Here is a 10,839-nt window from a genome sequence, read left to right as displayed (position 1 = left end):
TTTCCATTCCGAACAGGGAAGTTAAGCCCGTTTGCGCCGATGGTACTGCCACACCAGGTGGGAGAGTAGGTCGCCGCCTTCCTCGAAGCCCCTTCACCCACGTGAAGGGGCTTTTTTGTTTCTGGTGCTCAAAGATTATCAGGTAAGGCCTTATCTTTGCCATCTGAATAAAAAATGTCTTAAACTTGACCCCAAAAACCAATCCTACACTACTTGAAGAACGGTGGAATGCCTATTCCCATGCCTTAGGAATTGTATTGGTGATAATAGGGAGCGTACTTCTTTTTCAAAATGATTTAAAAAGGATACCATTTCTGTATGGAAGTATCATTGTGTATTCGGTTTCCTTGGTATTGTTGTTCACTGCTTCAACTGTCTATCATTCAGTACAAAATCCAAAGGTGAAAAGGAATCTCAGGATATTGGATCATATCAGTATTTATTATTTGATTGCCGGAACTTATACTCCAGTTTGTTTGACCGTTTTATTGCCATCAAAAGGATGGCTACTGTTCTATTTGGTATGGGGTATTGCCTTGTTTGGAACCATTCTTAAACTATTTTTCACAGGTAAGTTTGAAACCTTCTCTTTGGTGCTCTATGGAATAATGGGCTGGTTAATAGTCATCGACCTGCCCTATTTATTGGAACATATGTCTACAACTGGCCTGCTTTATCTTTCCTTAGGTGGAGCCTTTTATACAATCGGGATTCTTTTTTATGCCATAAAAAAAATACCGTATAATCATCTTATATGGCATTTTTTTGTTTTGGGTGGGGCTATAAGTCATTGGTGTTTAATTTACCAGTATATCTAATAATTGTCAAAAAAAAATCATTTTTAATTCCGTTCCAACTTTCAGTATCAAAGTTTTTCTTAAAGATCAATAACATTCTGTTACTTAAGGAATTTGGATATCATTTTTTATTACGGTATAGATGTATTCGTTATAGACCAAAATTTTTCGGTATCAATATAGTGCAACACCTTTAATCTTAATGTTATTATTATTTTGCTCGTCACTCACGATTTGAATTATAACATAGGGCAATTGCAAAAAATTCGCAATCAGTTAAATTATTATGGGGCAATAGTACCAAACACTTACAAGCAACTATACCCAAATATTGAGCCCAATCCACATTGGTTCGAAGTCATAATTTAATTAATCGTATTTAAAGGACCAATTGGCTAGTATGGCAAATAAATTACCATCTACAATGTTATCCGTTATTTTAGAGGTTTCGTAATGTTCCTTGTAGGGTTTTATAACAAGTTCTATATATTCATCATAAGATTGAATGTTATCAAAAGAGCTAAGGTCGGCAAAATCTACTTCAAACAATTCATTTTTAAATGCGTCATATATACTTAGCGCAGACATTGCTTCTGGTAATTGGGGAACATATAAAGTTTGATTTTTGGAACTGTCATATATTAAACTAAAATTTTGATATCCTCCGTCTGATTTTCCATAGGTGAGAAATAATCTACCAACGGTATGGCCTATTCCTGAATTATTTATAACTATTTCACTATTATTTTGGGTGAAACTTGGTATCCAATCGGGAACATTGTAAGATGTTAATGGTTTACCCTCACGGATTGTGTTATATTGTTTTACACGAAAATGATGTTTGTATTTATTGAAAACTTCAGGATAGTAGTAAGCAAACTGATTCCCATACTCTTGCTGTCCCTGATTCATATAGATTCGATGATAGGCATCATTTTCAAAATCTTCATCCGTTTCATATCCAAATATTTCTAAAGATGGATTGTAGGCTCCCACTATGTTGCCCATATCTATAACTCCAGTTTTAACCAAATTAGTGGTAAAATCGTTTTTGTTAACTGTAAAATCAGTGTTCCAAGGATCACCAATCTTTAAGTAGCTATAGGGAGTGTTTTCAGATAATTGATATCCAATTAAATATGCATTATTTGGGAAGTATTGTTCATATCCTTGGTATTGAACTACTCTTATAGCTTGTTGGGATGATTCATGGTAAATTTGGAAATTTCTTCCCTGTGCCTGAGTATCGTCTGTAGCTTCAAAATTTATAGCTGGAACATTTTTTACAGAGTATGTTGAACCAAATGGAGGTGTGAAATGAATACTATTAAAGTTTTCCCTTGTTAGGTTCTGTATTGTTGTCATGTGAGTATCCACCCAGCTTAGGTGATCTTCATCAGCTATAAAAGAGACCATGAATTCTTTATCCATTGGAAACTCAGTTGGGGCATGAAGTACTATATTTTCTTCATTCAATTGAGCAAAATGATAAGTGATGGGGCTACCATCCATTTCTGAAACCAAAATCCAAAAGGAACGCCAGGAGCTCTCTAAAAAGCCTTCATCTATCTGAACTGTAAATAATCTTCTCAGTACCGTTGTATTTATTTGAAGTACAGTTTCGTTATTAAGATTGTCAGTTGCAGTTAACTTGAAAGTAGCATCCCCGATTTCAAAATCATTAGGGTTTATTTCAATTGATTTTTGCCCAGCTTCGGTACTCTCGTGCAACAAAGCATCGTTAAGTGAAATTTTAAATGAAGTAACTTCTGAAAAGAGATCTTCGACTTTGGGTTCCATTAAAAATAAGGTATCTAAAACGCTTCCTTCGGTTATGGCTTCCAATGTAATTTCCGGTCCTGTATTATCAGCAATGAAATTAACTTCATAGTTGGTTGTGTTCTGGGCCAAATCAACGGCTTCAATTTTGAAAACGTTATTTCCATCATTCAAGTCTAACGTGTTGATGTTGATCTCAAATACCTCATCGGTAATTTCTTGAAGCAGTTCATTGTTTAAAAATGTTTTAACCGAGGTAAGTCCTTCATTGTCACTTACCTCAAATGTTACGGCATTGGTATCTCCGTTTATAATACTTGCATTGGATAATGAAACATTTGCAATTGCGGGCAACTCATTGTCTATATGTATAATTTGCTCCGAAACACCTTCGTTTCCAGAAGTATCCGTCGCAACAATTTTTAGTATGTAATCTTGGAACTTTCCAGTACTTGGAATCTTAGAAGAATAATTTGAAAGGTCAATCGTAAGTTGAAACGGTGCACTATTATCCTCACCTACTTTTTGATTGTTTATAAATGCTTCCACTTTGGCAACCCCACCAGCATCCTGTGCACTTATATTAATGGTGATTTGATTGCTAAAAACAGATGGCTCACCAGTGGTATTATTAGTTGATCCTGCAATTTGGACGGTAACTGTTGGCGCGATTACATCTGGTTCCGGCTCCGGTGCTGGATCTCCAGAATCTGAGGAGCAAGAAATAACAAAAAGGAAAAAAAATAAAATTTGAAATGGTAAGTATTTTTTCATGCAAAAGGTTGAGTTTGATTTTTAAATCTAACCCAAATTGTCAATACCACAAAAATAGTATCAAAAAATGTTGGAATATTCGACAAGGGGTGTGGAGAGACAAAACTATTGTTATGGGTTATACCAAATAGGCAATACCAACTCCCAAAATAATGACCAATAATTTCCTCAAATTGAAGGCATGCCCTTGGGAGCTTTCAAATAGGATAATGGTAGAGATATGGAAGAACACCCCAATGGCCAAAGCAGTCAAAAATTGGCCATAATTAGCAATCCACGGTGAAGTGGACAGATAACTTCCCAAAGGTGTCATCAAGGAAAAGGCAGCTACAAAGAACAATATGGATCCCAGTTTCATCTTGGAGTTGATAAAAAAGATACTCAGGATAATAGCAATGGGAATTTTATGGATAACGATTCCATATAAAATGGAATTGTTCCCGTGAATGGGCACACCCTCTACGAGTGCATGTATGGATAGGCTCAGGAACAGTAAAGCCGGAAATTTGTTTTCCTTTAAATGGATGTGCATATGGCCATGTTCGGCCCCTTTGGAAAAAAATTCCAAAAAAATCTGCAACAAGATCCCTCCCAAAATGAACAGGGCAACAGTCTTGGGATTGTTTCCTTCATAGACTTCAGGTAGCAGTTCAAAAAAGGTAAGGGACAACAAAAAGGCCCCGCTAAAGGCCAAAAGAAGCTTAATGTTTCCCGTGTTTTGTGGCTTGATGAACCAAACAAAGACAAACCCGGTCCAAACGGCCAAAATGGGGATGATATAAACTAGAAGTGAAGGAAAATCCATAGGCAGACTTGAAGGTGTAAAAATAGCCTATTTTTGCGGAAAGATGTATTGAAGGTATGGCGGGAAATTTTAAAATGATGGCGAAGACCCTGTATGGTTTTGAACCCATTTTGGCAAAGGAACTTCGGGATTTGGGTGCCGGACATGTGGAAGAGGGCGTAAGGAACGTGACCTTTGAAGGGGACACGGGTTTTATGTACAAGGCCAATTTGTGTTTGCGAACGGCTTTAAAGGTGTACAAGCCGATCAAAACGTTTCTGGTTTTTAATGAGAAAGACCTTTATAACCATATCTATTCCTTGGATTGGCCCTCCTTGTTCGATGTTGAAAAAAACTTCGCCATTGATTCAACCATATCATCCGATGTGTTCAATAACTCCATGTTCGTGTCCTTGAAGGCCAAAGATGCCATTGTGGATAAATTCCGGGCGGTGGTGAGGCAACGTCCCAATGTAAGCACGCAGGATCCCGATGTTCGGATCAATATCCATATTTTTAAGAATACCTGTACCGTTTCCTTGGATAGTTCGGGAAACTCCCTTCATCAACGTGGTTATCGCATCCTCACCAATATTGCCCCGATCAATGAAGTTTTGGCAGCTGGATTGCTATTAAGGAGTGGTTGGGAGGGTCAATCGGATTTTTTGGATCCCATGTGTGGTAGTGGTACTTTTTTGATCGAAGCTGGTATGATTGCCTGTAACATTCCGGCCAACATCAACAGAGAGTCATTTTCCTTTATGCATTGGAAGGATTATGACGCGGACCTGCATCAAAAAATAGTGGATGCAAGTTTGAAAAAAACCAGAGAATTTCATCACAAAATCTTGGGATACGACAAAGCTCCATCGGCAGTTAGGAAATCTCAGGAAAATGCGGAAAACGCCAATCTAGCCGAATACATCACTGTGGAGCGAAAGGATTTCTTTTATACCGAAAAACCTGTGGATGGTGCATTGCATATGGTGTTCAATCCTCCATATGGGGAACGTTTGCCCATTGAGGTGGAAGAATTTTACACCAAAATAGGGGATACATTAAAGCAGAGTTATCCTGGTACGAAGGCTTGGCTGATCACATCCAACCTAGAAGCTTTAAAGCATGTTGGCCTCAGACCATCACAAAAAATAAAGGCGTTTAACGGAAAATTGGAATCCAAATTTGTGCAGTACGAAATGTATGAAGGAACCCGAAAGATTAAACATCCTAACAATCCAAGTTAAGAATGTAACAACGGGTTAAAAAATTTGGATAAGTGAATTAATTGATTAGCTTTGGGTAGTTTTTAAAAGCAAAAACTAACTAACTCAATCTAACTACGAAGAAAAAGAGCCTGACTGATCAGGCTCTTTTTTATTTGTCGGACCAAATAGCAAGTTCATTGCCCGAAGGATCTATAAAATGGAACCTTCTGCCTCCTGGGAACGAAAAGATTTCCTGAACAATAGTACCACCTGATCGCACGACTTTACCTTGAATTTCCTCCAAGTTTTCATGGTAGAGTACAACAAGTGCCCCGTTTATGATGGTACTGTCCGAATGCATAAAACCTCCTTCAAGCCCGCTATTGGAAAAGGCAACATATTCGGGTCCATAGTCGGTAAAGGTCCATCCAAAAGCCTGCCCATAAAATTCCTTGATCCTTATAAGATCGTTGGCCTTAAATTCGATATAGTTGATTAGAGTATTTTCCATTTTATTCTTGGCTAGGTTCTTTCTTCTTTTTGGACTTTTTATAAAAAGGAATCAGATAGGTGATGGAATAATTGTAGTTAACGCCAAAATTGCTTCCGTCGGTTACTTTATTAAATCCTGGAATCCAGAGATTCGGAAAGTTCTCATCTTCCTTATTTGTGACCAAAAAACCAAGTCGGGCACTCATCCCAACATAAATGTTGGCAAATAGTTCTGCTTTGATCCCAAGGACCAATTCTAGCCAAGAAGCCGTCAATCCTGTAAATTCGCGACCGGGTTCAGCACCTGCCAAGAATTCTTGGTTGTAGTATTGATTACTGTCAAAAATAGTGTAGTCATTCAAGGTTTGGCTAAAGCTCGCCACGGCATATCGTCCCCCTAGAATGATGGAATTGTTCATCCCAAACCAATTCTCATAAGTATTCATGTCCACACCCGCCTTAATGTAGCTTCCTGATGTTTCAAAATTGTATAAAAGGGTCTGTGCCAAGTTTTCGGATTGTGTTTTGGTTTCATTGCCAATTTCGGCGGCCAAATACAATTTATGGGTAAGACGATAGTCGCCAACCAGTTCAAGACCTGTATAATCCTCATCAACAAAGGAAAGTACCAATTTACTGATATCCGCACCCACTCTAAGGCCGTATTGCTCTTTGTACTGCACAGTATCCTTTTTCTGAAGGTCAATGGGCTCGCTTTGCCCCAATATCATCAAGGGCAATAAGGCTATAATGATACTAATAAAATATCTTGACATGGACGTTATTGGAGTTTTCTACGGATCCTTGGACCACTTTTATGTCCTGGACCCAGTTATTGGCACTTTCAGGTAAAGTAACACTTAGGCCGTCAAAGTTCATTACAAAACCGCAGGCCCTTGAAATAAAAGCTTCCCTGGTAGTATAAGAAAAGGTAAGGGTGTCAATGTTTCCAGTTTCTTCACCTGTGTCCGCATCGTCTGCAGAATTGGTGATAAAAGCGAAGGAAGTTGTGGTAGCATCTGAACGGATTGGAATTCCTATGGAATCCAAATTGCTTGCACGATCGATAAAGGTATTGACGGTACTGTTCAGGATAACCTCCTTGATCCGCAATGATGGCACATCCTTGCTGGCCGTGGTATCATTAATATCGTAAAAACGAACTACCAATAACGGGGTATCGCCGTCAACACAGATATCATCCTTTTCACAGGATGAAACATAAATGACCATGAAGATGATAAGTAGGATGGGGATTATTTTCTTCATTCCAGTTTACTGTCCTTTTAATTAAAGATTTGCCCGTTTTTCCAAAAGTACAACATTTTCAACGTGATGGGTCTGTGGAAACATGTCCACAGGTTGTACCTTTGTGACTTCATAAAGTTCTTTCATAAGAGCCAAATCCCTTGCTTGGGTTGCGCTGTTGCAGCTCACATAAACGATTTTAGGAGGGGCTACTAGAAGCAATTGCTCCACCACATTTTTGTGCATACCGTCCCTTGGGGGATCGGTGATGATGACATCGGGTTGCCCATGTTGCATAATAAATTGTTCGTTGAAGACATTTTTCATATCCCCAGCAAAGAATTCAACATTGGTAATGTTATTGTGTCGAGCATTGGCCTTGGCATCTTCAATAGCCTCGGGAACGGATTCCACTCCGATTACTTTTTTTGCCTTTTTTGAAATGAACTGGGCAATGGTCCCGGTTCCGGTATATAGGTCATAAACCAGTTCATCGCCTGTAAGCCCTGCAAAGTCCCTGGTTACTTTATAGAGTTCATGAGCTTGTTCCGAGTTGGTCTGGTAGAACGACTTTGCATTTATCTTGAACTGAAGCCCTTCCATTTCCTCAAAAATGTGGTCGCGGCCCAAAAAACATACTACTTCTTGGTCGTAGATGGTGTCATTTTGTTTGGAATTGAATACATATAACAGGGATGTGACTTCAGGGAATTCTTGTGCCAAATGGTTCAATAACAGTTCCCGTTGTTCCTTTTTATCTTCAAAAAATTGGATGAGCACCATAATTTCCCCAGTGGATGCTGTGCGGATCATCATCGTGCGTAGCAGCCCCTCTTGTTTTCGTGGGTCAAAGAAGGATAATCCGTTTTCGGATGCAAATCGTTTTGTCTCTAACCGGATGGCATTGGAAGGGTCTTGTTGCAAGTGACATTTTTTAATGTCCAGAATCTTGTCCCACATGCCCGGAATATGGAACCCCAAAGCCTTACGATCGTCTATATCCTTCTCAGAATTGATTTCCGATTCGGTCAACCATCTACTATTGGAAAAAGAGAACTCCATTTTGTTCCTATAGAAATATTGTTTCATGGAACCTAAAATGGGACTGATTTTGGGAAGTTCGAGATGGCCGATGCGCCTTAGATTGTTCTCCACTTCATTTTGTTTGAAACGGAGTTGGTGTTCATAGCCCATGTTTTGCCATTTACAACCTCCACAAACCCCAAAATGCTGGCATTCGGGCTGGGTCCTTTTATCGGAAAGGACATGGAAATGGGTTGCAAGGCCTTCAAAATAGGCGCTCCTTTTTTTGGTGGTCATAACATCCACAACATCACCGGGTACGGCATTGGAGAGGAAAATGACCCTACCATCCGGTGCCTTGCCCACCGATTTTCCCTTGGCCCCAGCATCAACAACCGTTACATTTTCAAAAATTTGTCGTTTGTTCTTTCTACGCATGGCGCAAAAGTAAGTTCTTTTTGGTATTTGGCAGCTTACAGCTTCTTAAATTGACCCTAAACTTTGAGTCTTTACGCCCGTGGAATCAAGTATTTCAACTCCTTGCTTTTGAACAATAATTTGTAATTTGCAGGCACTTCAAGGGATGATTTCTCTCCCACGCTGCTTTTTCGAATCCTCGAAAGAATAAAGGTACTGTAGGAATGGTTGTTTTATGAATGTAAAAAATTATTGAAATGGCTGTTTTAGAGCATTTAACATCGCGGCAAGCGATAGATTTGGAAAATAGGTATGGAGCCCATAACTACCACCCATTGCCTGTAGTTTTGAGTAGGGGCGAAGGGGTTTATGTTTGGGACGTGGAAGGAAAGAAATACTATGATTTTCTCTCTGCTTATTCCGCAGTGAACCAAGGACATTGCCACCCGAAGATTGTAGGGGCAATGATAGACCAGGCCCGAACCTTGACCTTGACATCAAGGGCTTTTTACAATGATATGCTTGGGCAGTATGAGCAATATGCCACCTCCACCTTTGGGTTCGACAAATTATTGCCCATGAATACCGGGGCCGAAGCTGTGGAGACAGCTTTGAAGATTTGTAGGCGATGGGCCTACCAAAAAAAGGGGATTCCTGAGAACAAGGCCCAGGTCATTGTTTGTGAGAACAATTTTCACGGAAGGACCACGACCATCATATCCTTTTCCAATGATCCTGTAGCAAGAGAGGATTACGGACCCTATACCGAAGGATTCATCAAAATTGAATATGACAATTTGATTGCACTGGAAAAGGCTTTGCAAAATAATCCCAATGTCGCCGGTTTCTTGGTGGAACCCATTCAAGGAGAGGCTGGGGTGTATGTGCCATCTGAAGGTTATTTATCGGAAGCTAAGGCCCTATGCGAAAAGTACAATGTCCTTTTTGTCGCCGATGAAGTGCAGACAGGAATTGCCAGAACGGGCAGGATGCTTGCGGTGAACCATGAAAACGTAAAACCCGATATTTTGATCTTGGGAAAGGCCCTTTCAGGTGGGGTTTACCCCGTTTCGGCCGTATTGGCCGATGATGGGATCATGGAGGTGATTACCCCGGGTAGCCACGGGAGTACATTCGGAGGGAATCCGGTAGCGGCCGCGGTGGCCATTGCTGCGCTGGAAGTGATAAAGGATGAACAGTTGGCGGAGAATGCCATGGAGTTGGGAGAAGTGTTCCGAGAAGAACTGGACAAGTTTATCCCGACTTGCGATTTGGTGACCAAGGTGAGGGGCAAGGGGTTGCTCAATGCCATTGTGATCAATGATTCTGAGGATAGTTCCACGGCTTGGGACGTTTGCATGGCCCTGAAGGAAAATGGTCTTTTGGCCAAGCCCACCCATGGGAACATCATCCGCTTTGCACCGCCTTTGGTGATGAACCACGAACAATTAATGGACTGCGTGGGTATTATCATAAAAACACTTCAGGATTTTTCCAAATAGGACGGTTAATCGATGATAAAACAAAAAAGGGCAGTGTTTCACTGCCCTTTTTTTAGGATTTAAAGTATCGATTACAAGAATTTATAACCAACACCGATGGTCAGGTAATTGCCCCTAACCTTTACATCTTCACTACCGGTATATGAGTTGTTGATTTGGAAGGTATATCTGGCTTCGATAAAAAAGTCATCATCAATGTCATAACCAACCCCTCCAGCAACGTCAAATTCAACACTGCTAAAATCCTCAACAGATTCTTCTAGGGAAAAAACCACTTGTGGGCCAACTTGAAAGTTGAATTTTTCAGAAATGGCAAATTTACCAAGAATGGGAAGCATTAACGCACCGGAACCATCAACATTGGCATAGAGAAGTTCTGGTTGGATATTAAAATTTTCAGAGACATTAAAATCAGCAATTGCACCTAGATAAAATCCAGATTCTGATGCGGATACACTAATACCATCAGCTTTGATGCTGGCCCGGGCATTAAGGTAACCTGCTGTTGCTCCAAATCTAACATCTTGGGCATAAGAGGAATACGTAAACGCAAATACTGAAATGACAACTAAAAAAAGTTTTTTCATGTTTAAATAAAGTTTATGTTACGGAGGTAAAGATAGAAATATAATTGAACGCAAATTGATTTGGACTGCATGGTGTAAAAATTAACGATTGGTATATACGGCATGCTAATTTTTTGACCAGTGTCCCTGTTCCCATGTAAACTTTCATGGTAATGCTATAGGGGAAAGGTTGGCGTTTTCATAATGAATGTGTGTCAACAAGATACCTGTGAATTATCTTGATTGCATTTT

At 39.8% G+C, this 10,839-nt stretch carries 10 protein-coding genes and 1 rRNA gene; 4 read left to right on the top strand and 7 right to left on the bottom strand.

From position 1 onward, the window contains the following. Both rrf and trhA read left to right on the top strand, forming a co-directional pair. Positions 1-82, top strand: a 5S ribosomal RNA gene (rrf, locus tag GTK07_RS19525); the annotation flags it as partial. Between the two features lie 103 nt (positions 83-185). Then, complete coding sequence (gene trhA, locus GTK07_RS16700) at positions 186-818, top strand: PAQR family membrane homeostasis protein TrhA (RefSeq protein WP_163636374.1); 633 nt, start codon at positions 186-188, stop codon at positions 816-818. 348 nt (positions 819-1,166) lie between these two features. Here trhA and GTK07_RS16695 read toward each other — a convergent pair whose 3' ends face one another. Both GTK07_RS16695 and GTK07_RS16690 read right to left on the bottom strand, forming a co-directional pair. Continuing rightward, positions 1,167-3,350 carry an Ig-like domain-containing protein gene (locus GTK07_RS16695; protein WP_163636373.1) on the bottom strand — a complete coding sequence of 728 codons (2,184 nt, stop codon included), beginning with the start codon at positions 3,348-3,350 and terminating at the stop codon, positions 1,167-1,169. A 118-nt stretch (positions 3,351-3,468) separates the two neighbouring features. Continuing rightward, positions 3,469-4,155, bottom strand: a complete 687-nt coding sequence (locus tag GTK07_RS16690) for a ZIP family metal transporter (protein WP_163636372.1) — start codon at positions 4,153-4,155, stop codon at positions 3,469-3,471. A 56-nt stretch (positions 4,156-4,211) separates the two neighbouring features. Here GTK07_RS16690 and GTK07_RS16685 point away from each other — a divergent pair, with 56 nt between their 5' ends. Then, a complete protein-coding gene (locus GTK07_RS16685; protein WP_163636371.1) occupies positions 4,212-5,378 on the top strand; it encodes a THUMP domain-containing class I SAM-dependent RNA methyltransferase in 1,167 nt (388 codons plus the stop codon). Between the two features lie 130 nt (positions 5,379-5,508). On the opposite strand, the gene GTK07_RS16680 is transcribed toward GTK07_RS16685, so the two are convergent. From GTK07_RS16680 to rlmD, 4 genes are read right to left on the bottom strand one after another with little or no spacing between them, the layout of a single operon-like run. Continuing rightward, positions 5,509-5,850: a VOC family protein gene (locus GTK07_RS16680; RefSeq protein ID WP_163636370.1), complete on the bottom strand. Its 342-nt coding sequence runs from the start codon at positions 5,848-5,850 to the stop codon at positions 5,509-5,511. A gap of 1 nt (position 5,851) precedes the next feature. Further along, positions 5,852-6,607 (bottom strand): DUF6048 family protein, encoded by a 756-nt coding sequence (locus tag GTK07_RS16675; RefSeq protein ID WP_163636369.1) that lies wholly within the window; start codon positions 6,605-6,607, stop codon positions 5,852-5,854. Next, positions 6,588-7,100 (bottom strand): DUF6452 family protein, encoded by a 513-nt coding sequence (locus GTK07_RS16670; RefSeq protein WP_163636368.1) that lies wholly within the window; start codon positions 7,098-7,100, stop codon positions 6,588-6,590. Before GTK07_RS16670 ends, GTK07_RS16675 begins: the two co-directional genes overlap by 20 nt. 21 nt (positions 7,101-7,121) lie before the next feature. After that, a complete protein-coding gene (gene rlmD, locus GTK07_RS16665; RefSeq protein WP_163636367.1) occupies positions 7,122-8,540 on the bottom strand; it encodes a 23S rRNA (uracil(1939)-C(5))-methyltransferase RlmD in 1,419 nt (472 codons plus the stop codon). Positions 8,541-8,776: 236 nt separating this feature from the next. Here rlmD and rocD point away from each other — a divergent pair, with 236 nt between their 5' ends. Further along, a complete protein-coding gene (gene rocD, locus GTK07_RS16660; RefSeq protein ID WP_163636366.1) occupies positions 8,777-10,021 on the top strand; it encodes an ornithine--oxo-acid transaminase in 1,245 nt (414 codons plus the stop codon). Positions 10,022-10,092: 71 nt separating this feature from the next. Here rocD and GTK07_RS16655 read toward each other — a convergent pair whose 3' ends face one another. Continuing rightward, the gene (locus tag GTK07_RS16655; protein WP_163636365.1) at positions 10,093-10,608 is read right to left on the bottom strand and encodes a porin family protein; all 516 of its coding nucleotides are present in this window, start codon (positions 10,606-10,608) and stop codon (positions 10,093-10,095) included. Between the last annotated feature and the right edge of the window lie 231 nt (positions 10,609-10,839).

Origin of the sequence: Flagellimonas sediminis, from assembly GCF_010500845.1 — a bacterium.
In the GTDB taxonomy this organism is placed as follows: Bacteria; Bacteroidota; Bacteroidia; order Flavobacteriales; family Flavobacteriaceae; genus Flagellimonas; species Flagellimonas sediminis.
The sequence above is the reverse complement of the archived record's forward strand: the minus strand, read 5'-3'. Positions and strand labels throughout refer to the sequence as shown.